21 protein-coding genes are annotated in these 23,604 nt (G+C 73.1%); 9 read left to right on the top strand and 12 right to left on the bottom strand.

All coding sequences use genetic code 11. The features are described 5' to 3' along the window. The 6 genes from BGO15_RS09425 to BGO15_RS09400 are packed head-to-tail and all read right to left on the bottom strand — an operon-like array spanning position 1 to position 5,791. On the bottom strand, positions 1 to 768 hold the full coding sequence (locus BGO15_RS09425; protein ID WP_056208311.1) for an ABC transporter permease: 768 nt from the start codon (positions 766 to 768) through the stop codon (positions 1 to 3). After that, a complete protein-coding gene (locus tag BGO15_RS09420) occupies positions 765 to 1,568 on the bottom strand; it encodes an ABC transporter ATP-binding protein (RefSeq protein ID WP_056208313.1) in 804 nt (267 codons plus the stop codon). The genes BGO15_RS09425 and BGO15_RS09420 overlap by 4 nt, the downstream gene beginning before the upstream one ends. Next, complete coding sequence (locus BGO15_RS09415; RefSeq protein ID WP_286748103.1) at positions 1,565 to 2,434, bottom strand: ABC transporter permease; 870 nt, start codon at positions 2,432 to 2,434, stop codon at positions 1,565 to 1,567. Before BGO15_RS09415 ends, BGO15_RS09420 begins: the two co-directional genes overlap by 4 nt. Further along, a complete protein-coding gene (locus BGO15_RS09410) occupies positions 2,434 to 3,450 on the bottom strand; it encodes a TIGR03842 family LLM class F420-dependent oxidoreductase (protein ID WP_056208321.1) in 1,017 nt (338 codons plus the stop codon). Before BGO15_RS09410 ends, BGO15_RS09415 begins: the two co-directional genes overlap by 1 nt. Positions 3,451 to 3,461: 11 nt before the next feature. Beyond that, complete coding sequence (gene hydA, locus BGO15_RS09405) at positions 3,462 to 4,898, bottom strand: dihydropyrimidinase (protein ID WP_056518735.1); 1,437 nt, start codon at positions 4,896 to 4,898, stop codon at positions 3,462 to 3,464. 44 nt (positions 4,899 to 4,942) lie between these two features. Next, complete coding sequence (locus tag BGO15_RS09400) at positions 4,943 to 5,791, bottom strand: nitrilase-related carbon-nitrogen hydrolase (protein WP_056518774.1); 849 nt, start codon at positions 5,789 to 5,791, stop codon at positions 4,943 to 4,945. Positions 5,792 to 5,958: 167 nt separating this feature from the next. Between BGO15_RS09400 and BGO15_RS09395 the strand changes: the two genes are divergently transcribed. The 5 genes from BGO15_RS09395 to BGO15_RS09375 all read left to right on the top strand — a co-directional run bounded on the left by BGO15_RS09395 (position 5,959) and on the right by BGO15_RS09375 (position 11,722). Then, positions 5,959 to 7,305, top strand: a complete 1,347-nt coding sequence (locus BGO15_RS09395; RefSeq protein ID WP_056208324.1) for an aminotransferase class I/II-fold pyridoxal phosphate-dependent enzyme — start codon at positions 5,959 to 5,961, stop codon at positions 7,303 to 7,305. 262 nt (positions 7,306 to 7,567) lie between these two features. Then, positions 7,568 to 8,749 (top strand): sensor histidine kinase, encoded by a 1,182-nt coding sequence (locus tag BGO15_RS09390; protein ID WP_056208327.1) that lies wholly within the window; start codon positions 7,568 to 7,570, stop codon positions 8,747 to 8,749. Continuing rightward, positions 8,746 to 9,384, top strand: a complete 639-nt coding sequence (locus BGO15_RS09385) for a response regulator (protein WP_056208330.1) — start codon at positions 8,746 to 8,748, stop codon at positions 9,382 to 9,384. Before BGO15_RS09390 ends, BGO15_RS09385 begins: the two co-directional genes overlap by 4 nt. 110 nt (positions 9,385 to 9,494) lie before the next feature. Continuing rightward, positions 9,495 to 10,271, top strand: coding sequence for an ABC transporter ATP-binding protein (locus BGO15_RS09380; protein WP_045247433.1), 777 nt, complete (start codon positions 9,495 to 9,497; stop codon positions 10,269 to 10,271). Then, complete coding sequence (locus BGO15_RS09375; protein WP_056208332.1) at positions 10,268 to 11,722, top strand: FtsX-like permease family protein; 1,455 nt, start codon at positions 10,268 to 10,270, stop codon at positions 11,720 to 11,722. The genes BGO15_RS09380 and BGO15_RS09375 overlap by 4 nt, the downstream gene beginning before the upstream one ends. 342 nt (positions 11,723 to 12,064) lie before the next feature. Here the strand turns inward: BGO15_RS09375 and BGO15_RS09370 are convergent, their stop codons facing one another. After that, positions 12,065 to 12,553: a hypothetical protein gene (locus BGO15_RS09370; protein ID WP_056208336.1), complete on the bottom strand. Its 489-nt coding sequence runs from the start codon at positions 12,551 to 12,553 to the stop codon at positions 12,065 to 12,067. A 53-nt stretch (positions 12,554 to 12,606) separates the two neighbouring features. On the opposite strand from BGO15_RS09370, the gene BGO15_RS09365 reads away from it, so the two are divergent. After that, positions 12,607 to 13,227 carry a 2-phosphosulfolactate phosphatase gene (locus tag BGO15_RS09365; RefSeq protein WP_056208339.1) on the top strand — a complete coding sequence of 207 codons (621 nt, stop codon included), beginning with the start codon at positions 12,607 to 12,609 and terminating at the stop codon, positions 13,225 to 13,227. Between the two features lie 90 nt (positions 13,228 to 13,317). Here the strand turns inward: BGO15_RS09365 and BGO15_RS09360 are convergent, their stop codons facing one another. After that, a complete protein-coding gene (locus BGO15_RS09360; protein WP_045247436.1) occupies positions 13,318 to 13,806 on the bottom strand; it encodes a SprT-like domain-containing protein in 489 nt (162 codons plus the stop codon). A gap of 29 nt (positions 13,807 to 13,835) precedes the next feature. Further along, positions 13,836 to 14,369, bottom strand: a complete 534-nt coding sequence (locus tag BGO15_RS09355) for a hypothetical protein (RefSeq protein WP_056208341.1) — start codon at positions 14,367 to 14,369, stop codon at positions 13,836 to 13,838. 101 nt (positions 14,370 to 14,470) lie between these two features. Here BGO15_RS09355 and BGO15_RS09350 point away from each other — a divergent pair, with 101 nt between their 5' ends. Then, entirely contained in the window at positions 14,471 to 17,638 is a 3,168-nt protein-coding gene (locus BGO15_RS09350; protein ID WP_056518733.1) for an ATP-binding protein, read from the top strand. Between the two features lie 89 nt (positions 17,639 to 17,727). Here the strand turns inward: BGO15_RS09350 and BGO15_RS09345 are convergent, their stop codons facing one another. The 3 genes from BGO15_RS09345 to BGO15_RS09335 form a co-directional block, all read right to left on the bottom strand. Then, positions 17,728 to 18,552, bottom strand: coding sequence for an ABC transporter permease (locus BGO15_RS09345; protein ID WP_045247438.1), 825 nt, complete (start codon positions 18,550 to 18,552; stop codon positions 17,728 to 17,730). Beyond that, positions 18,549 to 19,550: a daunorubicin resistance protein DrrA family ABC transporter ATP-binding protein gene (locus BGO15_RS09340; RefSeq protein ID WP_045247439.1), complete on the bottom strand. Its 1,002-nt coding sequence runs from the start codon at positions 19,548 to 19,550 to the stop codon at positions 18,549 to 18,551. The genes BGO15_RS09345 and BGO15_RS09340 overlap by 4 nt, the downstream gene beginning before the upstream one ends. Before the next feature lie 233 nt (positions 19,551 to 19,783). Then, entirely contained in the window at positions 19,784 to 20,644 is an 861-nt protein-coding gene (locus BGO15_RS09335) for a spermidine synthase (protein ID WP_056208344.1), read from the bottom strand. A gap of 314 nt (positions 20,645 to 20,958) precedes the next feature. On the opposite strand from BGO15_RS09335, the gene pxpA reads away from it, so the two are divergent. Continuing rightward, on the top strand, positions 20,959 to 21,714 hold the full coding sequence (pxpA, locus tag BGO15_RS09330) for a 5-oxoprolinase subunit PxpA (RefSeq protein ID WP_056208347.1): 756 nt from the start codon (positions 20,959 to 20,961) through the stop codon (positions 21,712 to 21,714). Between the two features lie 23 nt (positions 21,715 to 21,737). After that, a complete protein-coding gene (locus tag BGO15_RS09325; RefSeq protein WP_235557374.1) occupies positions 21,738 to 23,375 on the top strand; it encodes a 5-oxoprolinase subunit B/C family protein in 1,638 nt (545 codons plus the stop codon). Positions 23,376 to 23,604 lie beyond the last annotated feature (229 nt).

Below are 23,604 nucleotides of genomic sequence, written 5' to 3'. Positions count from 1 at the left end.
TCATCCGGTGGGTCTCAGGCGCGCCAGCGCGAGGGTCTCGAGCAGGGCGGTGGCGCAGTAGAACACGAGTCCGGTGACGATCGCGCCGAGCACGAACGCCCACGCCAGCGCGTAGTTGCTCGACGAGACCGCCGAGGTGATCGCCTTGCCGAGCCCTGAGACGGGCCCGCCGAAGTACTCGGCGACGAGGGCCGAGATCACCGCGAGCGACGAGGCGATGCGCACACCCGTGAACAGGAACGGAACCGCACCCGGCACCGTCACGGTGCGTGCCGTCTGCCAGCGCCCCGCCGCGTAGGAGCGCAGCAGGTCACGGTGCAGCGGGTCGACGGTGCGCAGCCCCCGCAGGGTGTTGACGTAGACGGGCACGAGCACGGCGATCGCCGCGATCATCTGGCGGCCGGTCTCGACGCTCGCCCCGAACATCGCGTAGAACACCGGCGCGAGAGCGACGATCGGGATGACCGACAGCGCCGTCACGACCGGGGCGCTCAGCTCGTCGAGCGGGCGCCACGCCGCGGCGAGCACCGCCAGCACGACTGCGACGAGCGTGCCGACGACGAGGCCCACCAATGCGTTCGCGGCCGTGCCGAGACTCGCCTGCACGATGACGCCCGCGCTCGCCGCGAACTGGCCCGCGATCGTGAACGGTGCCGGCAGAGCCGAGCCTTTCGCAGGGAACGCCGTCACCAGCAGCTGCCAGACGAGCACCACGGCGATCCCGAAGACGATCGGGGCGAGCACGGTGCGCAGGCGCGGGGCGGTCATCGGTTCTCGACGCCCTTCGCCCCCGCCGAGGGGGACCCGTGCAGGGCCTCGCGCACCGCGCTGACGCGCTCGAAGAACGCCTCGTCCTCGCGCAGCTCCTCGGTGCGCTCACCGCGCAGATCCATCGTCAGGATCTCGCGGATGCGGCCTGGCCGCGGCGACATCACCACGACCCGGTCCGAGAGGAACACCGCCTCGGGGATCGAGTGGGTCACGAACACGACCGCGGCGCCCGTCTCCGCGCAGATGCGGGCGAGCTCGGTCTGCATGGTCTCGCGGGTCATCTCGTCGAGCGCACCGAACGGCTCGTCCATGAGCAGCAGCCGCGGCTTCTCGGCGAACGCGCGCGCGATCGCGACGCGCTGCTGCATCCCGCCCGAGAGCTGGTCGGGGTGCCGGTCGGCGAAGTCGCCGAGGCCCACCAGCTCGATCAGCTCGTCGGCGCGCGCGCGGCGCTCGGCGCGCGGCATCCCGTGCAGCTCCATCGGCAGCTCGATGTTGCCCCGCACCGTGCGCCACGGCAGCAGCGCGGCCTTCTGGAACGCGATGCCGTAGTCCTGGTCGAGGCGTGCCCGCGGCGCCGTCTTGCCGAACACCGTCAGCTCGCCCGCGGTCGGGGTGTCGAGGTCGGCGATCAGACGCATGAGCGTCGACTTGCCGCATCCGCTCGGACCGATCAGCGAGACGAACTCGCCGGCCGCCACCTCGAGGTCGATGCCCGAGAGGGCGTCGACCGTGCGTCCGCGTCCGGTGCGGAAGGTCTTGTCGACCCCGCGCACGTGCACCGCGATCTCGGTCATGCCGACACCTCGTTTCGTCGGTAGCGCCGCAGCGCCAGGGAGAGGAGGGCGACCAGGCCCGCGGCGGCGAGGCCCATCAGCACGGCGCCGAAGATCGGTGACCACTGCTTGGCCGGGTCGGCGCTGCCCGATGCCGCGAACTCGACGATCGCGCGGCCGATGCCGCCGCGCAGTCCGATCGACACCTCGGCGACGATGGTGCCCACCACCGCATTGACCGCGGCCAGACGCAGGGCCGGGAGGAGGAACGGGATGCTGGCGGGCACCCGCACCGCGAGGAACGTGCGCCACCACCCCACCCCGTAGGCGCGCATCAGGTCGAGGTGCTCGGCGGTCGGCGACCCGAAGCCGCGCAGCGCCCCGATCGACACGGGGAAGAAGGCGAGGTAGCTCGCGATGAGCGCGACCGACATCCAGTCCTGCCACTCGAATCCGCCGGTGGAGAGCTGCGTGCCGATGCGTCGCACGAGCGGTGCGAGCGCGATGAGCGGAACGGTCTGGCTGAGCACGACCCACGGCAGGAGCGCCGACTGCGCGGTGCGGAAGCGCTGCATGACGATCGCGATCGCGATGCCGACCACGACACCCACGAGCCATCCGACGACGGCGATGCCGAAGCTGAACGACGCCGCCTGCAGCGTCGCGAGCCACAGAGCGGGCGAACCGGCAGCCCGCGTGACCGGCGACAGGGCCCGGTCGAGCATCGCGCCCAGGTGAGGCATCGCCAGGTCGGAGGCGCGCGGCAGCACCGTGATCCCCGCGATCACCACGCCGGTGTCGGGGGCGAGGGCCTTGTAGACCTCCCATGCGACGCCCACGAGCACCACCCCGGCGATGCCGAGGAGGATCGGGCGCAGGCGGCGCATCATCGCTTCGCGGTCACCTGGTCGGCGAGGGCGGGGATGACGGTCTCGCCGTACACCCGCATCGTCTCCTCCTTGTTGTCGTGCTGGAGGTAGCCCGCGAACTGCGTCACCCCGATGGCCCGCAGCTGCTCGAGCTTGGCGATGTGGTCCTCCGCGGTGCCGAGCAGGCAGAAACGGTCGACGATCTCGTCGGGCACGAAGTCGACGTGGTCGTTGTGCGCGCGGCCGTGCGAGTTGTAGTCGTACCCGGTGCGTCCGGCGATGTAGTCCGTGAGCGCCGCCGGAACGTCGCCCGCAGTGCCGTACTTCGAGACGATGTCGGCGACGTGGTTGCCCACCATTCCGCCGAACCAGCGGCACTGATCGCGCATGTGCTCCCAGTCGTCGCCGATGTACATCGGCGCCGCGACGCAGAAGGCGATCGACTCGGGGTCGCGGCCGGCGGCGGCCGCGGCATCCTTCACGACCTTGATCATCCAGGCCGCGATGTCGACGTCCGCCAGCTGCAGGATGAAGCCGTCGCCCACCTCGCCGGTGAGCTTCAGCGCCATCGGGCCGTAGGCCGCGACCCAGACGTCGAGCTCCGAGCCGCGACTCCAGGGGAACTGCAGGGTGGCGCCCCTGTACTCGACCGGGCGGGAGTTCGCGAGCTCGCGGATCACGTGGATCGACTCGCGCAGCTCCGACATGGTCACCGGCTTGCCGTTCGTGACCCGCACCGCCGAGTCGCCGCGGCCGATGCCGCAGATCGTGCGGTTGCCGTACATCTCGTTCAGGGTCGCGAACACGCTCGCGGTGACGGTCCAGTCGCGGGTGGCGGGGTTGGTGACGAACGGGCCGACGACGATGCGCTTGGTCGCGTTCAGGATCGCCGAGTGGATGACGTACGGCTCCTGCCAGAGCAGGTGCGAGTCGAAGGTCCACAGGTGGGAGAAGCCGTGCGCCTCGGCGAGCTGTGCGAGCTGCACCGTGCGGGCGGCGGGCGGGTTGGTCTGCAGGACGACGCCGAAATCCATGTGCCGCCCCCTCAGACCAGGTACTGGCTCAGGCCGCGCTTGATGTAGCGCCCGTCGCCCTTGCTGCCGAGGTAGGAGCCGCCGTCGACGACGACCTTGCCGCGGGAGACGACCGTGTCGACGTGTCCGTCGATCTCGAACCCCTCCCAGGCCGAGTAGTCCATGTTCATGTGGTGGGTCTTCCCCACCCCGATCGAGGTGTGGCCGTTCGGGTCGTAGACCACGACATCGCCGTCGGCGCCGGGCTGGATGACGCCCTTCTTGCCGTACATGCCGAACATGCGCGCCGGTGTGGTGCTGGTGAGCTCGACCCAGCGGGGGAGGGTGATCTGACCCGACACGACCCCCTGGTACATGAGGTCCATGCGGTGCTCGACCGATCCGATCCCGTTGGGGATCTTCGCGAAGTTGCCGATGCCCATGTCCTTCTGGTCCTTCATGCAGAACGGGCAGTGGTCGGTCGAGACCATCTGGATGTCGTTCGTGCGCAGGCTCTGCCACATGTGGTGCTGGTGACCCTCGTGCTTCGAGCGCAGCGGAGTCGAGCACACCCACTTCGCGCCCTCGAAGTCGCCCCACTCCTCGCTGACGGCGCCGAGCTGGTCCTCGAGCGAGAGGTAGAGGTACTGCGGGCAGGTCTCGCCGAACACGTTGAGGCCGCGGTCGCGGGCGGCGGCGATCTGCTCGACGGCCTGCTTGGCGCTCACGTGCACGACGTAGAGCGGCGCACCGGTCAGGTCGGCGATCATGATCGCGCGGTGGGTGGCCTCCTCCTCGGCCTGCCACGGCCGGCTGATGCCGTGGTAGTACGGGCTGGTCTTCCCGGCCTCGAGCGCCTGCTGCACGAGCACGTCGATGATCGCGCCGTTCTCGGCGTGCATCATCATCATCGCGCCGTTGTCGGCGCCCTTCTGGAACGCCCGCAGGATCTGCCCGTCGTCCGAGAGGAAGACGCCCTTGTAGGCCATGAAGAGCTTGAAGGATGTCACGCCCTCGGCGATCAGCTCGTCCATCGCGGTCAGCGACGAGTCCTGCACGTCGGAGAGGATCTGGTGGAACCCGTAGTCGATCGCGCAGTTGCCGGCGGCCTTCTCGTGCCACGCGTGGTACTGCTCGAGGATGTTCTGCTCGGGGTACTGCACGACGAAGTCGACGATGCTCGTCGTGCCGCCGATCGCGGCGGCACGGGTGCCGGTCTCGAAGGTGTCGCTGGCGAAGGTGCCGCCGAAGGGCATCTCCATGTGGGTGTGGGCGTCGATGCCGCCGGGGATGACGTACTTGCCGGTCGCGTCGACGACGGTGTCGACCGAGCGGGCGAGGTCGTGCCCGAGCAGTGTCGAGCCGGGCGCGAGCACCGCGACGATGGTCTCGCCGTCGATGAGCACGTCGGCGTCGCCCGTGCCGGTCGCGTTGACGACGGTGCCGCCGGTGATGAGGGTCGTGGCCATGGGTCGCTCCTGTCGAATCGGATGCCGCTGCGCGCCGGTCGGGCTCAGGGAGCCGTGATCTCGTCGTAGGTGTCGGGGCGGCGGTCGCGGAAGAACTGCCAGTCGTCGCGCATCTCCTGCACGAGGTCCATGTCGAGGTCGCGGATGAGGATCTCCTCGGACTCGCCCGAGCCGAGCGCGCCGACGTAGTTGCCGCGCGGGTCGACGATCTGGCTGGTGCCGTAGAAGGTGACCGCCTCGTCGCCGTACTCGTTGTCCTCGCGGCCGACGCGGTTGGGGGCGAGGACGAAGTAGCCGTTCGCGACCGCCGCGGCGGGCTGCTCGATCTCCCAGAGGCGGTTCGAGAGGCCTGGCTTGGTGGCGTTGGGGTTGAAGGCGAGATGGGCGCCGTTGAGGCCGAGCTCGCGCCAGCCCTCGGGGAAGTGCCGGTCGTAGCAGATCACCACGCCGACCTTGCCGACGGCGGTGTCGAAGACCGGGTAGCCGAGGTTGCCCGGACGGAAGTAGAACTTCTCCCAGAACTTCTCGACGTGGGGGATGTGGTTCTTGCGGTACTTGCCGACGATGGTGCCGTCGGCGTCGACGACGACGGCGGTGTTGTAGTAGACGCCGGTCTGCTCCTCCTCGTAGATCGGGAGGATCATGACCATGCTCAGCTCCTTGGCGAGCGCGGCGAAGCGCTGCACGATGGGGCCGTCGGCGGGCTCCGCGTACCGGTAGTACTTCTTGTCCTGCGTGATGCCGAAGTAGGGGCCGTAGAAGAGCTCTTGGAAGCAGATGACCTGCGCTCCCTGGGCCGCGGCATCCCGGGCGAACTGCTCGTGCTTGTCGAGCATCGATGCCTTGTCGCCCGTCCAGGTGGTCTGCGTGATGGCCGCGCGTACCGTCGTCATGTTCGCCTCCGTCGACGTCTGTGCACCCGCGCAGCGATCACCGCTGACGGGGTGCGACGGACGCGCCGGCGGGGTCATCCCGTTCTGTTACTGTTCTGCTTGAACATTTCTCTTCGGTTTCCCGCTGTGACGCATCCGTAAATCTCGTGCGCCGGGAAGGACATCGGATGCCGCGCCTCGCCGCCCTCGCGAACCTCGCCGAGCGCACGCCGCGCGCGATCGCCGCAGAGATCGCCCGCCTGGTCACGGAGGGTGCTCTCGCCCCGGGCGAGCGGCTGCCGACGGTGCGCGAGGTGGCATCGGATCTCGGAGTGTCGGCCGGCACGGTGAGCGCCGCATGGCACGCGCTCTCGGGTGCCGGGGTCATCGTCTCGCGCGGGCGGGCGGGCTCGTTCGTGCGGGTCGATCGCGCCGGCTGGCTGAGCCCCCGGGTGCAGGATCTCGCCGCTGCGCCCCTCGAGACGCGGCTCGACCTCTCGCTCGGCACGCCCGATCCCGCCCTGCTGCCGCCGCTCGAGGCGGCGTTCTCGCGGGTGTCGCCCCGAGCCGACACCGGCCGCTACCACGACCTGCCGGTGCTGCCCGAGCTCGGTGCCCTCTTCGCCGAGACCTGGCCGTCGCCCGCCGAGACGATCACCGTCGTCGATGGGGCGCTGGACGGCATCGCCCGCACCCTCGAGCAGGTCGTGCGCTTCGGGGACCGGGTCGCCGTCGAGTCGCCCGGGTTCCCGTACTTCTTCGATCTGCTCGAGGCGCTGGGCGCCGAGGCGGTCCCTCTCGAGCTCGATGCCCTGGGCGTCGCGCCGGCGTCGCTGCAGCGCGCACTCGTGCGGCGACCGAGCGCGGTCATCCTGCAGCCACGGGCCCAGAACCCCACCGGCGCATCGATGGACGCCGAACGTGCCCGCGCGCTCGCGCGCGTGATGCGCGCCGCTCCCGGTGGCGACCGCGTCGTCGTGATCGAGGACGACCACTCCGGTCTCATCTGCTCGGCGCCCGATGTGACCCTCGCCCGGTGGATCCCGGGTCAGGTCGTGCACGTGCGCAGCTTCTCGAAGTCGCACGGGCCCGACCTGCGCATCGCCGCGCTCGGCGGGCCGGCGCACATCGTCGAGCGGGTGGTCTCGCGACGCATGCTCGGCCCGGGGTGGACGTCGCGGCTGCTGCAGACGGTGCTGCTCGGCCTCCTCACCGATGACGGCGCCGTCGCGCGGGTGCGCACCGCCCGTCTCGTCTACCGCGACCGGGTCGACCGCCTCGCGGTCGCGCTGCGCAAACGCGGCATCGACGTCGGCGACCCCGACGGAATCAACCTCTGGCTCCCCGTCGTCTCCGAGCGCGCGGCCCTCGTGAGGCTGGCCGCCGCGGGCATCGCGGTGGCGGCCGGGTCGCCGTTCGTGATGGGCGAGCCGCCCGAGGCGCACGTGCGGGTGACGGCCGGGCTCGCGGCATCCAATGTGCTCGGCATCGCCGACGCGCTCGCTGACGCGGCCGTCGCCCCGCCGCTCACCTGACCGGCGCGCGGCCCGGCGGCTCCCACCCCACCCGCCGCGCGCCCGTCGGTGGTTCCCATCCCACCCGCCGCGCGCACCGTCGGAACTTTTGGCCGCCACGCCGTGCTGTGGCATCCGCCTGCGGCGTGTCAGGCAGAAGTTCCGACCGTGCGCGGCGAGTCGGCGGGCGATGCGGAGGCGAGTGCGCTGCGACGAAAGTGGCCGCACCCGAATACACCCCGAGACGGATGCCGCGTCCGGCCGCCTCCCGTAGCGTGAGACGGTGTTCCGACCCCTGACCCGCCCGCAACTGGCGTTCGACCTCGTGCTCGCCGCGGGGTTCGTGCTGCTCCTGGTGCTGCCGGAGCTCACGCCGTACTGGTTCGGCACGGTCGGATTCGGGCCGGCGCAGCCCGTCGTCGGACTCGTCTTCGCTGCCGCCGTCGCCGCGCGCCGCTGGTCGCCGGCGCTCGCGCTGGGGCTCGCGTGGCTCGCCGCGATCGGACAGATGGTCGCCCTGCTGACCCCGCGCCCGAGCAATCTCGGCGCCCTGATCGTGCTGTATGCCGTCGCGGCGTACGGCTCCCGGCGGATGTCCCGTCTCGCCCTCGCCTCCGCCGTCGGCGGGGCGGCCATCGCGACCGCGTACCTGTCGATCTTCCAGGGCGTGTGGGGGCTGGCCGCCGCGACGAACCGCTTCTCGTTCCCGCTCGAGCGAGTCGTGATCGTCGGCTTCGTGTTCGCCTTGATCCTGTTCGCGCTGCTGCTGTCGTGGACGGCCGGAGCCCTCGTGCGCTCGATCCGGGTCTCCCGCGAGACCCGGGAGGCCCAGCGCCGCGCCGAGGCGGAGGCGGCGGCCGAGCAGGAGCGGGTGCGCATCGCCCGCGACATGCACGACATCGTCGGCCACTCGCTGGCGGTGGTGATCGCCCAGGCCGACGGGGCGCGGTACGCCGCGGCATCCGACCCCGAGGCGACGACCGCGGCCCTCGCGACGATCGCGTCGACGGCCCGCGCCGCGCTCACCGACGTGCGCCTGCTGCTCGAGCAGCTGCGGCACAGCCAAGGCGCCGGCCCGCAGCCCGGACTCGCCGACCTCGATGCGCTGTTCGCGCAGGTGCACGGGGCGGGCATCGACCTGCGGGTGGAGGTGCGTCCGCCGCTCGCCGATCCGCCGGCACCGCTGCAGCTGGCGGTCTACCGCATCGTGCAGGAGGCGCTCACGAACGCCCTGCGCCACGGCGACGGCGGCGCGGTGAGCGTGCGGGTCGCGTGGAGCGAGGAAGCCGTGTCGGTCGAGGTGCGCAACGGCGTGCGCCCGGGCGGTGAGCCGAGCGCCCCGGCGCCGGGCCACGGCATCATCGGCATGACCGAGCGTGCCCACCTCGTCGGCGGATCGCTCGGCGCGGCGCCCCGCGGCGACGAGTTCGTCGTCGTGGCGGTTCTCCCGCGGGGCCTCGCGTGATCCGGGTGGTGCTGGTCGACGACCAGGCGCTGTTCCGCGCGGGCATCCGCATGGTGCTCGACTCGCAGCCCGACATCGAGGTGGTCGGCGAGGCGGGCGACGGGCGCGAGGGCGTCGCAGTCGCGCGGGTGATGCGCCCCGACATCGTGCTGATGGACATCCGCATGCCCGTCCTCGACGGCATCGCCGCGACGGCGGAGCTACTGGGCGACGACGACCCGCCCCGCGTCGTCATGCTCACCACGTTCGACCTCGACGAGGCCGCCGCGCGCGCGATCCGGGAGGGCGCGAGCGGCTTCCTGCTGAAGGACGCCGAGCCCGAGTTCCTCCTCGCCGCGGTGCGCACGGTGCACGCGGGGTCTGCGGTGATCGCGGCATCCGCGACCCGCGAGCTGTTCGCATCGATGACGGATGCCGCACCCCGCCCCGCGCCCGCGGCCTTCGCCGCCCTCACCGAGCGCGAGCGGGAGATCTTCGCGCTCGCCGCGCGCGGGCTCTCCAACGCCGAGATCGCGACGGGAGAGTTCCTGTCGGAGGCCACGGTCAAGACCCACGTCAGCCGCATCCTCACGAAGCTCGGCCTGCGCGACCGCGTGCAGCTCGTCGTGTTCGCGTACGAGCACGGGCTCGCCTGACGCGCACCGGCACGCGGCGACGCGCGCCGCGCGAGGTCATCCTCCGGGATGACCCCGATGCGACCCGCGGGCGACGCGGCATCCGGGCGCGTCTTCGTAGCGTCGACGACATGGATGACTCGACCACCCCGCCCCCGCCCGCCGCGCGCGTCGCGCACCTCACCAAGACCTACGGCTCGACCGACAACCCGGTGCGCGCCCTCGACGACGTCTCGCTCTCGATCGGGCGCGGCGAGTTCACCGCGATCATGGGCCCGTCGGGGTCGGGAAAGTCCACGCTCATGCACGTGATGGCGGCGCTCGACGCTCCGACGTCGGGTCGGGTGTGGCTGGGGGAGACGGAGATCACCGGTCTCGGCGACACCGAGCTGACGCTGCTGCGCCGTCGTCGCATCGGCTTCGTCTTCCAGGCGTTCAACCTGGTGCCCACCCTCGACGTGCGCGGCAACATCGCCCTGCCGATCGAGCTCGACGGGCGTGCGCCGACCGCGCTCGAGCGGGCACGCATCGACGGGCTCGTCGAGTCGCTCGGTCTCGCGAACCGGCTCACCCATCGCCCGCACGAGCTCTCCGGCGGCCAGCAGCAGCGCGTCGCGATCGCCCGCGCCCTCGCCACCGCGCCCGACCTCGTGTTCGCGGACGAGCCGACCGGCAACCTCGACTCCCGTTCGGGCGCCGAGGTGCTGCGCCTGCTGCAGACCGCGTCGCGCGAGCACGGACAGTCGATCGCGATGGTCACCCACGACCCGATCGCCGCGAGTCACGCCGACCGCGTCGTACACCTCGCCGACGGTCGCGTCGTCGCCGACACCCGCGGCCAGAGCGCCGAGGAGATCTCGGCGTTCATGACGGCTCGCGAGCTGCGCGCCACTGAGGCCGCGTCATGACCGCGGTGACCGCCGTCGCCTCGCCGCCGCGCGTGCGGATCGGCGGGTTCTCGCTGCGCGAGCGCGGAACCGGCGCCACCGTGCTGATCGCCGCGGTCGCGACCGCGTTCGCCGTCGTGCTGCTGAGCGCGACCGCGTTCCTGTCGGCCTCGATCTCCGCCAACCCGCACGTCGGCGAGTCGCGCACGTTCGCGGTGGTCAGTGGCATCCTCACGAGCCTGCTCGTCGGGGTCGCCGTGTACGTCGCCTCGATCGTCACGGCGAACACGTTCGCGACGGTCGTCGCGGGCCGCGTACGCCAGATCGCCCTGTTGCGTCTGCTCGGCTCCACCGCCCGCTCCCAGCGCCGCGACGTCGCCCGCCTCGGACTCGTCGCGGGGATCGTCGGCGCCGTCGCGGGGCTCGTCGGCGGCACGGTGCTGTCGTTCGCCGGCGTGTGGGTGCTCGAGAATGCCTACGGCATCGCGGCGCCCGGGCTCGAACTGATCCGCCCGGTGCTCCTCGTGCCGGCGGCGGTGGTCGCGCTCACCACGTGGGCCGGCGCGTGGGCGGGCTCGCGTCGGGTGCTGCGGGTCACGCCGATGGCCGCGCTCGGACAGGCGGTCGAGGCATCCACTCAGGAGCTGTCGCGCTCGCACGGCCGCACGGTCGCCGCGCTCGTGCTCGGGGCGTCGGGTGTAGGCCTTCTCGCGCTCGGCGTCGTCGTAGGGCTCTCTTCGCCCTATGGCGTGCTCATCGCGTTCCCCGGCGGGCTCCTCTCATTCACCGCCCTCGCCCTGGGCGCGCACCTCGTGATGCCGCCGGTGCTGCGTCTGATCGGTCGCCTCTTCGGCCGGTCGGCCGTCGCCCGCCTCGCCGCAGAGAACGCGCTGCGGCATCCGGAGCGGTCCAGTCGTATGGCGATCGCGCTCGTGATGGGCGTCGCGCTCGTGATGATGTTCGCCGTCGCCGGCTCCAGCGCGATCGGCGTGCTCGTCGCCTCCGCCGGTGGTGAGGCGCCGCCGGAGATGACCGCGGGCTTCACCGGATTCACCACGGTCATGATGGCCCTCGTCGCCGTCTGCGGAGTGATCGCCGCGATCGGCGTCGTCGACCAGCTCGCGCTCGGTGTGCATCAGCGGCGCCGCGAGTTCGCGCTGCTGCGCGCCCTCGGGCTCTCGTCCCGGCAGGTGCGGCTGGTCGTGCTGCTCGAGGCGGTGCACCTCGTGCTCGCGTCGCTCGTCGTCGGCATCGTGCTCGGCACCGCGTACGGCTGGGCGGGGGCGCAGGCCGTGCTCGGGTCGGTGAAGCTGACGCCGGATGCCGCGGCCACCCTGGTCTGGCCGGTGATCCCGCCGATCCCGCTCATCGTGGTGATCGCGGCGACCGTGGTCGTCGCCCTGGTGGCGACGGTCGTGCCGACGCGCATCGCGACCCGCACGAGCCCGGTCGCCGCCCTCGCGCAGGACTGAGCGCGGCGCGCGCACGGCGCTCGGCGCGCGTCGAGTGGGGTCCTCCCCCGCCGCTCGGCGCCCCCACCTCGGCGCCCCCGCCTCGGGGACAGCTCCGCGACCCACTCCGCGCCCTCCGCGCGCCACTCCGCGCCCCCCGCGCGCATCGTCGGAACTTCTGGCCGCCACCCCGCGCCGCGGCATCCGTGCTCGGCGCGTCGGTCGGAAGTTCCGACGTTGTGCGGAGGGTGTGTTCGCCCGACGGGCGAACACCTCGGGGTCAGAGGGCGGGTCACACCCCGGGTCACACCCCGGGGTCGCACCGCGGGCTGATCCAGGGTCACACCGCGGGTCGGCGCGCGGTCAGGGCTGCGGGTCGTGCGCCCACGAGGGCGCGAGCGCACGGATGCGCGTCGCCCGCCACTGCCAGGTCGCCCACAGGCCGGGCCAGAGGGCGGGCGCCGCGCGTCCGCCGATGACGAGGCGCTCGCGCCAGAGCGTGCGGCGGGGATCCCCAGGTGCGGCCGAGATCGCCATCTGGTGGTCCCAGACATCGAGCGCCGCGAGCGGCCCGGTGAGCGGGGTGCCCGAGTCCCGCACGATGCGCACCTGACCGTCGGGGCCGTCGACGACGCGATCGGTGATCGCGATGAGCTGCCGCCCGATCGTGATGCCCGCGGCGACCAGGTCGACCGCGGCATCCGTCCCGGGCTCCCAGCGGGTCGGCAGCGGCTCGAGCGGCCGCATCTCGACGAGCGGTCCGTACAGCTCCGCCGCGGCGCGCGGCGAGTGCACGGCGCGCCAGGCGGCATCCGCATCGCAGTCGATCACGAACTTCAGCAGCACGCGCATGCGCCCAGTGTCACACGGGTGGCCGTCCGCGCGGGGCGGCATACGCTGGCAGGATGCCGTCCCCCGCCGATCAGTCCCGCTATCAGGTGCGTGTCGAGTGGGGGGTGGCGGGCCTCGCCCGCCTCGCGCCGGCCGATGTCGTGGTGGTGGTCGACGTACTGCGCCTGTCGACGACGGTGACGGATGCCGCGGCCCGCGGCGACTCCGCCGCGCTCACCGATCTCGCGGGGCAGTCGGGCGCACCGGTCGCGGTGGCTGCGGCGGCGAGCGGGGCGACGGTGTTCGCGGGGTCGCTGCGCAACCCCGGGGCGGTCGCACGCGCGGTGCTCCACGAGCAGCACCGTCGCGGGCAGCGCACCTCGATCGCGGTGATCGCCGCCGGAGAGCGCGACGGCGACGACGTGCGGTTCGCCGTGGAGGATCTCTTCGGCGCGGGGGCGGTTGTATCCGCTCTCGGCGATCTCGGTGTCGATCACACGTCGCCCGAGGCGGCCGCGGCGTGCGAGGCGTTCCGCGGGCTTCGACCGGCCCTGCGCCACCTGCTCACCGCGAGCGGCAGCGGCCAGGAGTTGATCGCGGGTGACGCGCGGGCCGACGTGCTCGCCGCCGCCGAGGTCGACGCGGTCGACGCGGTCGCGGTGCTGCGCGACGGCGTGTTCGTTCCGCGTGCCTGAGCGCGCGGCGACGTGTTCGTGCCGCTCGGCTGAGAGCGCGGCGACGTCAGCGACGCCCGCCCCGACCATCGGCGACGCCGCAGACTCCGCTCAGCGGGGCGTCATCGCGGCGCGCCGTTGTGCCGGCGTGATCTCACGCCGCGACCAGACCAGCACGAAGCGCGGGTCGAACCGGGGGGCGCATTTCGCGCACGACGTGGCGCGCACGGCGCGTCGGTGCCGGTAGACGGTGTGCCCGGCCGGGCAGACGCCGACCCACGGCGCGAGCTCTGTCGCGGTCTCGCCGCGGTGGGTCGTGCCGCCGACGTAGCCCAGGTCGTGCGCGATCGCCTTCCAGGCCGGCCCGTGCCCGGCGTCGACGCCCGCGAGGGCGTGCGCGACCTCGTGCAGCAGGGTCTGGTGGTTGGCGTCGTCGTCGAACCGTGCCGCGAGGTAGCGCGAGACGGTGATGCGCTTGCGCGTGTAGTCGCATTGGCCGGCCCGCAACTTCGCGGCATCGAACGCGAACGTCCATCCGTCGTCGAGGTGCAGCCGGATCAGGGCCTCGGCCCAGGTGCGCACGCGATGCAGTTCGGACATGATGGAAGACTAGAACAAAGGTACGACAGTCAGCCGGCGATGCTCGCGGCGGCGCCCGCGCGCATGCGGTCGAGCAGGTCGATGGCGAGCAGCGTCGAGGTGAGCTCCTCCTCGGATGCCCCGGCCTCCCGTCGCAGGAACAGGGTGGCTTTCACATCGGCGCGAGCCCCATCGAGCTCGCCGAGCTCGAGGCGCACCTTGGCGCGGTGCTGGTAGGCGAACGCGGCGATGCGGGCGAGGCCGAGCCCCTCCGCCTCCTCGGCGCACAGGGTGAGCTCCTGGTCGGCGGCGGCGAGCTGACCGCGGAACTGCTGCACCGTCGCGTGCAGGATGCGCGCCCGCAGCAGGTCGCGACGGGTGCCGGCCATGCGGGCCGTGCGCACCGCGACCTCCGCGACCTCACGAGCCTCGTCGAGCTGGTCGGTCACCTTCAGCAGCCAGACGCGCTCGAGCAGCGCGGGCAGGCTGCGCTGGCCGTCGATCTCCTCGAGGCGCTCGCGGCACGCGCGCGGGTCGACGATCTCCCGCAGGGTCTGGTGGTCGTATCCCTGGATGTAGCTCACGACATCGCCTCCCCGTCTTGCGCGGCCCCGCTCCAGTCTGCGGGCTCCCGCGCCCTCGGGAGCCGAGGGCGCGCCGCGACGGCGTGTCCTAGGCTCGCCGTGTGCCGACCTCCGCGCCCCGCGTCCGCGTGCTCGGCCCGGTCGAGGTCGACGCCGTCGACGGTGCGGTGTCGACTCTCGCGGGTCCGACGGCGCGCGCCCTCGTGGCCGCTCTCGCGCTGGCCTCGCCTCCCGGATCGTCGGTCGGCGTCGAGGCGCTCGCCGACGAGGTGTGGGGTGAGGGGCAGCCGCGGCATCCGCGCGCCTCGGTGCAGACCCTCGTTTCACGCATCCGGCAGGTCGCGGGCGTCGAGATCATCCGCAGCGATGCCGCGGGCTACGCGATCGCGCCGGACGCCGTCGATCTGGTGTGCGCACAGGCGCGCCATGACGACGCCGTCGGGTTGCCGCTCACGGATGCCGCGCGCCTGACCGCGCTCGATGACGCTCTCGCGCTCTGGCGGGGCGAGGTGGGCGGGGATCTCGGCGACGCCCCGGCGGCGGACGCGCTGCGCGCGGCATCCGCTCGTCTGCGTGACGCCCTGCGGCGCGAGCGCGCCCGCACGCTCGATGCGACCGGACGCGCCGCCGACGCCGTTCCGGCCTGGCGGGCGCTGCACGACGCGCAGCCCTATGACGACGAGGCGGCGGCGGGGCTCCTCGCCTCGCTGCGGGCCGCCGGCCGCACGTCTGATGCGCTCGCGGTCTTCGCGGCGCACCGGGCGCGCCTGCGCGACGATCTCGGCTCCTCGCCCGGCCCCGCCCTCGTGGCGGCCCACGCGGCGCTGCTGCGCGAGGACGCCCCCGTCGCCGGGCGCGTGCGCATCGGTCTTCGCTCGGCGCCGACGCCGCTCATCGGACGTGACGGCGACCTCGCGGCGGTCGCCACCCTGCTCGCCGAGGCGCGCATCGTGACGATCCTCGGCGCCGGCGGGCTCGGCAAGACCCGGCTCGCGCAGGCGGCGGCCGCGGCATCCGATGCGGACCTCGTCGCCGTCGTGCCGCTCGCGGGCGTGCGCACCGACGAGGATGTGCCGTTCGCGATCGCCGCGGCCCTGGGCATCACCGAGGCGGCGACGAGCGGGCGGCTGTCGGACCAGGCGCCGCGCCCCGATCTGCGCGCCCGCGTGCTCGCGATGATCGGCGAGCGGCACACGCTGGTCGTGCTCGACAACTGCGAACAGATCGTGGCCGGGGCGGCGGCGTGGGTCGCCGATGTCGTGCGGGCGGCGCCGGGGCTGCGCGTGCTCACCACGAGCCGCACGCCGCTCGACGTGTCGGGCGAGGTCGTGCTCGCGCTCGACCCGCTGCCGATCGCCGACGACGTCGATGCCCCCGCGGTGCGTCTGTTCGTCGAGCGCGCTCGCGCGGTGCGTCCGGGTGCGCGGCTCGACCCGGTCGTCGTCGCGCGACTGTGCACCCACCTCGACGGCCTGCCGCTCGCGATCGAGCTCGCCGCGGCCCGCGTGCGCACGATGACCCCCGAGCAGATCGAGCAGCGCCTCGGCGACCGCTTCGCGATCCTCACCACCGGACCCCGCGACGCCCCCGAGCGCCACCGCACCCTCGAGGCCGTGATCGCGTGGAGCTGGGACCTGCTCGACGCCTCCGCCCAGCGGGCGTGGGAGCGCCTGGCCGTCTTCCCCGCCGGCTTCGCCGCGGAGGCCGCCGCGAGCGTGATCGGTGTGCCCGGCGCCGACGACGTGCTCGAGCGCCTCGTCTCGCACTCCCTCCTCATCGCCGCCGACGACCCGCAGACGGGTGCGGTGCGGTTCCGCATGCTCGAGACGGTGCGCGAGTTCGGGATGTCGCGCCTCGGCCCCGATGCGCACGACGACGCCCTCGACGCGGTCGCCCGATGGGCGGTCGCCTTCGCGGCCGAGCGTCTCGCGACCGCGTTCGACGAGCGGGTGCACGCCGAGATCTTCGCCGAGCACGACAACCTCGTGAGCGTGACGCGGCGGGCCGCGGCATCCGGCGACGACGCCACGGTCGTGACCGTCTACGCCCTGCTCGTGCAGACCTGGCTGGTGCGCGGGTCGATCACCGAGCTGACCTCCTTCGGCACGGTCGCGATCGAGGCGATGGGCCGGGTTCGCGACGATGCGGTGCCGCCGGATGCCGCGGCGGTGCTGCTCACCGGAACAGCGGCGTTCGCCCTGATCACCACTCGGGTGCCGGCCGCCCGGCCGCTCGCGCGCCTGGCCCTGTTCCGTCGGCGTCGCGCGCCCATCTCGCCGGTGTTCGCGGGGCTCGCCGACGTCATCCTCGCCACCCGCGATCGCGTCTCGTTCGATGCCGCGATCGGGCGCCTGCGGGCCTCGTCGGACCCGTCCGTCGCCGCTCTCGGAGAGCTCGTGCGGGCGCAGGCGACCGAGAACGACGGCGACCACGCCATCGCGCTCGCCGCGTCGCGGCGCGCATGGGACATCGCGACCGCCGGCGGTGTGCGGTGGCTCGCGACGGCGGCCGCGTCGTCGGTGTCGGAGCTGTCGAGCCAGGTCGGTGCCGCCGCCGACGCGCTCGAGTGGTTCGAGCGTGCCGCGGAGGGGTTCCGTGTGTTCGGCGCCGACGAGCAGGTGCGTCAGCAGGGGTGGGTGGTGGCGGGCAACCTCATCGGCCTGGGGCGGTTCGACGAGGCGCGTGCGCGGTTCGCCGCGCTCGTGGAGGCGGCCGAGGTTCCGGGCGCCGACCGCGAGATCGCCTCGATCGGCTGGTTCGGTCTCGCCGAGACCGATCGTGCGGAGGGGGACACCGACCGTTCCGCCGACGAGTTCGCGCGCGCGATCGACACCTTCGTGTCGGGCGATCAGCGCAACTCCCCCTGGTACCTCATCACCTTGGGCGCGGCCCTGTCGGCAGCGTCGATCGACGGCACCGGCACGCCCGAACGGCGGGCGCTGTGGGCGCGGCGGCTGCGGGTGCGCGCGATCGTCAACGCCCGGGTGCGCCCGCAGCTGACCGACCACCCGGTGCTGGGCACGGTGCTGCTGGGGTGGTCGGCGTGGGCGCTCGACCAGCCCGGGCTCGCCGAGGCCGCACTCGCCGCGCTCGCGCTCGCCGAGAGCTGCGGCGTGCGCCAGGACTTCCCGAGCCTGCGTCTCGACGCGCACCTCGCCCGCGCCGAGCGGATCGCGGGGGCCGATGCGGTCGCGCGTGCCCGGTCGGCCGAGCGCGAGCAGCCGCGGGAGGGTCGCGCAGAGCGGTCGTTCACGATCCTGCGCGGCTGAGCGCCGCGCTCTTCTCCCCCGGAGCCTGCGCGTCCGGGGACACGACGAGGGGGTGGATGCCGCGGCATCCACCCCCTCGCGCCGCCCGATCAGGCCTTGCGCATGTAGGCGCGCACCGTGAGCGGCGCGAACACCGCCACGATCACCGCGGCGCCGAGCAACGACACCCACAGGTCACCGCTGATGGTGCCCGTGTTGGCGAGGTCGCGCACCGCCGTGACGAGGTGCGAGATCGGGTTGATGTTCGCGAACCAGGCGAGCCAGTCGGGCAGGGTCGAGGTCGGGACGTACGCGTTCGAGAGGAACGTGAGCGGGAAGAGCACCAGCATCGAGATGCCCTGCACGCTCGACGCGGTGCGGGCGATGACGCCGAAGAACGCGAAGATCCAGCTGATCGCCCACGAGCAGACGATCACGAGGATGCCCGACACCACCACGGCGCCGAACCCGCCGCCCGGGCGGTAGCCCATGATGACGCCCATGACGAACACGAGAGTGGTCGCGATCGCGTAGCGCAGCGTGTCGGCCAGGAGCGCGCCCGACAGCGGCGCGATGCGCGCGATCGGCAGCGAGCGGAACCGGTCGAACACGCCCTTGTCCATGTCCTCGCGCAGCTGCGTGCCGGTGACGACCGAGGTCGTGATGACGGTCTGCACGAGGATGCCGGGGATCAGCTGCGGCAGATAGTTCTGCACGTCACCGGCGATCGCGCCGCCGAAGATGTACGCGAACATCAGCGTGAAGATGATCGGCTGGAACGTCACGTCGAACAGCTGCTCGGGCGTGCGGCGGATCTTCACGAGTCCGCGGTAGGCCATCGTGAACGTGTTCGCGAGGGTCTGGCGGAGGCTGGTGTGGTTCTTGAGGGTGCGCTCCGATGCGGGGACGATCGGGGCGGTGCCGAGGGCGGTCATGCGGACACCTCCTGCTTCTGGTCGGCACCGGCGTCGTCGGCATCGGATGCCCCGTGGCCGGTGATGGCGAGGAAGACCTCGTCGAGGGTGGGCTTCTGCACGCTGAGCTCGGCGAGGGCCACGCCGTGCTCGCGCAGGGTCACGAGGAGATCGGTGACTCGGTCGGCGTCGCCCATCGGTGCGGTGATGCGGGCGGACTCGGGCGAGAGCGTCCCGCGCACGCCGAGCACGCGCTCGATCACCTGCAGCGCCTCGCCGGTGTCGTTCGCGTCCGCGAGCCGCAGCTGCAGCGACGACGTGCCGACCGACGCCTTCAGGTCATCGCTCGTGCCTTCGGCGACGACGCGGCCGCGGTCGATCACCGCGATGCGGTCGGCGAGCTGGTCGGCCTCGTCAAGGTACTGGGTGGTCAGGAGCACCGTCGACCCGCTGGCGACCAGGTCGCGGATGGTGTCCCACATCTGGCCGCGCGTGCGCGGGTCGAGTCCGGTGGTGGGCTCGTCGAGGAAGATCAGCGGCGGCTGGGCGATGAGGGATGCCGCGAGGTCGAGCCGCCGGCGCATGCCGCCGGAGAACTTCTTCAGCGGGCGGCGGGCGGCGTCGGTGAGGGCGAAGCGCTCGAGGAGTTCCTCGGACTTGCGCTTCGCGTCGGCCCGGCTGAGGCCGAGGAGGCGCGCGAAGATCATGAGGTTCTCGGTGGCCGACAGGGTCTCGTCGACGGACGCGAACTGGCCCGTCACGCCGATCAGTTGGCGCACGACCTGGGGTTCACGCACGACGTCATGGCCGAAGATGCGGCCGCTGCCGCCGTCGGGGCGCATCAGGGTCGCGAGCATGTTGATGGTGGTGGTCTTGCCGGCGCCGTTGGGCCCGAGCACGCCGTAGACCGTCCCGGTGCGCACCCGCAGGTCGACGCCGTCGACGGCACGGTTCTGCCCGAAGACCTTCACGAGTCCATCGGCTTCGACCGCCCATTCGGTGGGGGAGGAGTTCGTCATGGCTCCACCCTCGACCTCGCCGCTGTCGCGGCGCTGTCTGGGCGCTGTCTCCCCCGGTCGGGCGGCGACAGCCGGGTGTGGTGGCGGGGCGCGGTTCGCGGGCGGGCGGGCTGCCGCGCGGGGGTGATGCGTGCGGCGGCGGCAGTCGCGGTTCGCGCACGGAATGCGGTGCGCACGTGATCGTGCGCTCGCGCCGGACGCCCTTCGCAGGCGGTGCCGCCGTGCGCGGGTGGTCAGCGTTCGAAGAGGGATGCCGCGGGCTTCGGTGACGGCGAGGCATCCGCGTCGGTGGCGGGCCGTGCGTCGCGCACGAACGCGCGCAGCTCATCGCCGTGCGCGACCTTCGCCGGATGCGGACCGGCAGCCATCAGCCGCGGCAGCCATTCGATCGGGAGCGGGGCGGCCGAGGCGGCCACGACGAGATTGCCGAACCGGCGGCCCTTCAGCACCTGCACCTCGGCGAGCACGATCACGTTCTCGAGCACAGCCTCGACCGTCGCGACCTGACGCCGGGCGTGGTGGAGCCCCGCACCGTCGGCGACGTTGACGAGGAGCACCCCGTCGGGGGCGAGCAGGGATGCCGCGGCCCGGTAGAACTCGACGGTGGTGAGGTGTGCGGGCGTCTGGGCGCCGGCGAACACGTCGGAGACGACCAGGTCGACCTGGCCGACGAGCCCGGCGGGGAGGCGCCCCAGCCCCTCGCGGGCATCGCCGATGCGGGTGCGGATCGACGCGTCGCGCGGAAACGGCAGGTTCTCGCGCACGAGGTCGACGAGTGCCGGCTCCAGCTCGATGACCTGCTGGCGCGACCCCGGCCGGGTGTGCGCGATGTAGCGCGGCAGGGTCAGCGCGCCGGCGCCGAGGTGCACCGCCGTGAGGGGCTGCCGCGGCATCCGCAATCTGTCGATCACCGCGCCCATACGGGCGACGTACTCGAAGTGCAGGTGCGAGGGATCCTCGAGGTCGACGTGCGACTGCGGTGTGCCGTCGACCTCGAGTTCATACCCCGAGACGTACGCGGACGGCACGATGCGGGCGATGGTGCCGTCGCTCAGCCGCGCCTGCGGAGGCAGTTCGACAGTCGCGCGGGCCATGGGTCGAGGCTACCCGGGCGGGGCGGGTGGTCTCGCGGTGAGGGCCGGCCGGACTGCCCGCTCGGCGCGCGCCTGCCCCGCTCGGCCCGCTGTGCCACCCCCGCCTCGCAACGTCGGAACCTTCGCCCGGCTCGCCGACGTGCGACATCCTGCCCCCGGGGTGTCGGCGAGAAGTTCCGACGTTGCGCAGCCATGACGGGGTCCCCGCCCGTCCCGGCTCCGTGCCACCGCAGTGCCGCCCCACCCCGCTGTGCCGCCCCGCCGCAACCCAACCACCTCGCCCCGCCCCGCAACCCACCCGCTACCGTGGGCGCATGCGCGCGATCGACCTCAACGCCGACCTCGGCGAGACGGTCGACGGGGTGCCGACCGCCGACGACGAGGCGATGTTCGCCGTGATCTCGTCGGCGAACGTCGCGTGCGGCGGGCACGCGGGGGATGCCGCGTCGATGGCGGCGTCCGTCGAGCGCGCGGCGCGGTTCGGGGTGGCGGTCGGGGCGCATCCGTCGTATCCGGATCGGCCGGGTTTCGGCCGGGTGCGGCTCGAGATGGCCCCCGCCGATCTGCGCGCCAGCGTCGCCGGTCAGCTGACGGCGCTGCGGGCCGCCGGCGCCGACCTCCGCTATGTCAAGCCGCACGGCGCGCTGTACCACGCGGCCGGATCCGACCCGCTCGTCGCGACCGCGGTCGTCGCCGCGGTCGCCGACCTCTCAGCGGAGCTCGGTCGCCCCCTTCCCGTGCTCGCGCTCGGCGACGCGCTCGCCGCCGCGAGTGCTGCTGCCGGCCTGCCCTTCGTGAGGGAGGCGTTCCTCGACCGCGGACACCTCCCCTCGGGCGACCTCGTTCCCCGCGGCGAGCCCGGCGATCTCCTGCATGATCCGGCCGAGGTCGCACGCCGCGCGGTGCGCCTCGTCGACGAGCGCCGGGTCGCCGCCGTCGACGGCACGACGGTGACGACGGATGCCGCATCCCTCTGCCTCCACGGCGACACCCCCGAGGCCGTGGACATGGCGCGGGCCGTGCGCGCCGCACTGTCGTCCGCGGGCATCGTCGTGCGCGCGGACTGGTGACGGCGATGCCGACGCTCCGGCCGATGGGCGAGGCGGCCGTGCTCGTCGAGGTCGACACGCTCGACGCCGCGCTGGCGCTGCACGCGTCGCTCGCGGCATCCGTCGTTCCGGGTGTGCACGAGCTGGTGCCGGCGGCGCGCACGGTGCTGGTGCGGTTCGATCCGCGCGCGACCACGCGTGCCGCGGTGGCCCGATGGGTGACGGATGCCGCGGCCTCCCCGCCGCGCGACGCCGCTCCCGCGGCGGTCACAGTGCTCGAGGTCGTCTACGACGGCGACGATCTCGATGAGACGGCGCGACTTCTCGGAGTCGATGCGCCCGCGCTCGTCGCCGCGCATACGGGAGCGGAGTGGATGGTCGCCTTCACCGGGTTCGCTCCCGGGTTCGGCTACCTGGTGCGTGCGGACTGGCCGTTCGACGTCCCGCGCCTCGACGCCCCCCGCACGCGGGTGCCGGTCGGGAGCGTCGGGCTCGCGGGGGCGTTCAGCGGCGCCTATCCGCGCGCGACGCCCGGCGGGTGGCGCCTCATCGGCCGCACCGATGCGCCGCTCTTCGACCCGCGCGCCGCGCGTCCCGCGTTGCTCGAACCGGGCGCGGCGGTGCGATTCGTCTCCGCGCGGGATGTCGTGCGGGGTGCTGTGCGGGCGGATGCCGCGGGTGGGACGGCGGCCGAACCCGGCCAGGCGCCGGGCGCGCCGAACGCCGAGCCCGCCATGCCCGGCCCCGCGCTCGATTCCGCGCGGGGTACGCCCGCCGCGGCGCCCGGCGCCCTCACGACGCCGAACGTCGAGCCCACCGAGCCCCGCCGAGCGTTCGAGGTTCTCCGTGTCGGAGTCTCGGCGACGCTCCAGGATCTGGGGCGCCCCCACCTCGCTCACCTCGGCATCGCCCGATCCGGCGCTCTCGATCGCGCCGCGCTGCGGGCGGCGAACCGACTCGTCGGCAACGTCGAGGGCGACGCGGGCATCGAGGTGGTCGGCGGGGGGACGGCGCTGCGCGCGACCTGCGATCTCTGGGTCGCGCTGGCCGGCGCGTGGAGTGACGTGACCGTCGATGGCGTGCCGATCGAGGCATATGTCGCGACGGCCTGGCCTGCCGGGTCGGTGCTGGAGATCGGATGGCCGCGCCGCGGCATCCGCACCATCGTCGCCGTGCGGGGCGGCGTCGACGTGCCGCTCGAGGCGGGTTCGTGCGCGACGGACACGCTCTCGGCACTCGGACCCGCACCACTCGGCGCCGGAGATCTGCTGTCGATCGGCGCGGATCCCGCGTCGCCGATCCCCGTGGTCGATGCGTTCCCGTGGACGGTGCCCGCCGAGACGCTCGAGCTCCCGGTTGCGCTCGGCCCGCGCGACGACTGGTTCACGCGCACCGCTGTCGACGCCCTGTTCGCGAGACCCTGGCGGGTGAGCACCGACAGTGATCGGGTCGGAATGCGTCTCGAGGGACCGCTGCTCGCCCGCACCCGCGACGGCGAACTGCCGAGCGAGGGCATGGTGCCGGGTGCACTTCAGGTGCCGCCGTCCGGCCGCCCGACGATCCTGCTCGCCGACGGCCCCGTGACGGGCGGATATCCGGTGATCGGTGTCATCCCGGATGCCGCGCTCGACCTGCTCGCGCAGGCCGCGCCCGGCACCGTGCTGCACTTCACCCGCCGCTGACCGGCCCCCTCCCTCCTCCCTCCTCCCTCCTCCCCCTACCCATCGCCCCGCGCCCACCCTGCACACTCCGAATCAACCTCACCCCGCCGAATCCACACGTGCCTCGCGCGCGCAAAGTATTGATTCGCCGCGGCGGTGTGGATTCGATGAGGGGCAACATCGAATGCACGCCCCGCCCGCGCTCGCACCTCCCGCCCGCCCACCTCCGCGCCGGTCAAGTCCCGTGGTG

This window comes from Microbacterium sp. 71-23 (genome assembly GCF_001897265.1).
GTDB lineage: Bacteria > Actinomycetota > Actinomycetes > Actinomycetales > Microbacteriaceae > Microbacterium > Microbacterium ginsengisoli.
This window is presented reverse-complemented; position numbering and strand designations above follow the sequence as displayed.

Coding starts and splice junctions, on each gene's coding strand:
- BGO15_RS09425 (WP_056208311.1), bottom strand. CDS start 768: ATGACCGCCCCGCGCCTGCGCACCGTGCTCGCCCCGATCGTCTTCGGG.
- BGO15_RS09420 (WP_056208313.1), bottom strand. CDS start 1,568: ATGACCGAGATCGCGGTGCACGTGCGCGGGGTCGACAAGACCTTCCGC.
- BGO15_RS09415 (WP_286748103.1), bottom strand. CDS start 2,434: ATGCGCCGCCTGCGCCCGATCCTCCTCGGCATCGCCGGGGTGGTGCTC.
- BGO15_RS09410 (WP_056208321.1), bottom strand. CDS start 3,450: ATGGATTTCGGCGTCGTCCTGCAGACCAACCCGCCCGCCGCCCGCACG.
- hydA (WP_056518735.1), bottom strand. CDS start 4,898: ATGGCCACGACCCTCATCACCGGCGGCACCGTCGTCAACGCGACCGGC.
- BGO15_RS09400 (WP_056518774.1), bottom strand. CDS start 5,791: ATGACGACGGTACGCGCGGCCATCACGCAGACCACCTGGACGGGCGAC.
- BGO15_RS09395 (WP_056208324.1), top strand. CDS start 5,959: ATGCCGCGCCTCGCCGCCCTCGCGAACCTCGCCGAGCGCACGCCGCGC.
- BGO15_RS09380 (WP_045247433.1), top strand. CDS start 9,495: ATGGATGACTCGACCACCCCGCCCCCGCCCGCCGCGCGCGTCGCGCAC.
- BGO15_RS09375 (WP_056208332.1), top strand. CDS start 10,268: ATGACCGCGGTGACCGCCGTCGCCTCGCCGCCGCGCGTGCGGATCGGC.
- BGO15_RS09370 (WP_056208336.1), bottom strand. CDS start 12,553: ATGCGCGTGCTGCTGAAGTTCGTGATCGACTGCGATGCGGATGCCGCC.
- BGO15_RS09365 (WP_056208339.1), top strand. CDS start 12,607: ATGCCGTCCCCCGCCGATCAGTCCCGCTATCAGGTGCGTGTCGAGTGG.
- BGO15_RS09360 (WP_045247436.1), bottom strand. CDS start 13,806: ATGTCCGAACTGCATCGCGTGCGCACCTGGGCCGAGGCCCTGATCCGG.
- BGO15_RS09345 (WP_045247438.1), bottom strand. CDS start 18,552: ATGACCGCCCTCGGCACCGCCCCGATCGTCCCCGCATCGGAGCGCACC.
- BGO15_RS09340 (WP_045247439.1), bottom strand. CDS start 19,550: ATGACGAACTCCTCCCCCACCGAATGGGCGGTCGAAGCCGATGGACTC.
- BGO15_RS09335 (WP_056208344.1), bottom strand. CDS start 20,644: ATGGCCCGCGCGACTGTCGAACTGCCTCCGCAGGCGCGGCTGAGCGAC.
- pxpA (WP_056208347.1), top strand. CDS start 20,959: ATGCGCGCGATCGACCTCAACGCCGACCTCGGCGAGACGGTCGACGGG.
- BGO15_RS09325 (WP_235557374.1), top strand. CDS start 21,738: ATGGGCGAGGCGGCCGTGCTCGTCGAGGTCGACACGCTCGACGCCGCG.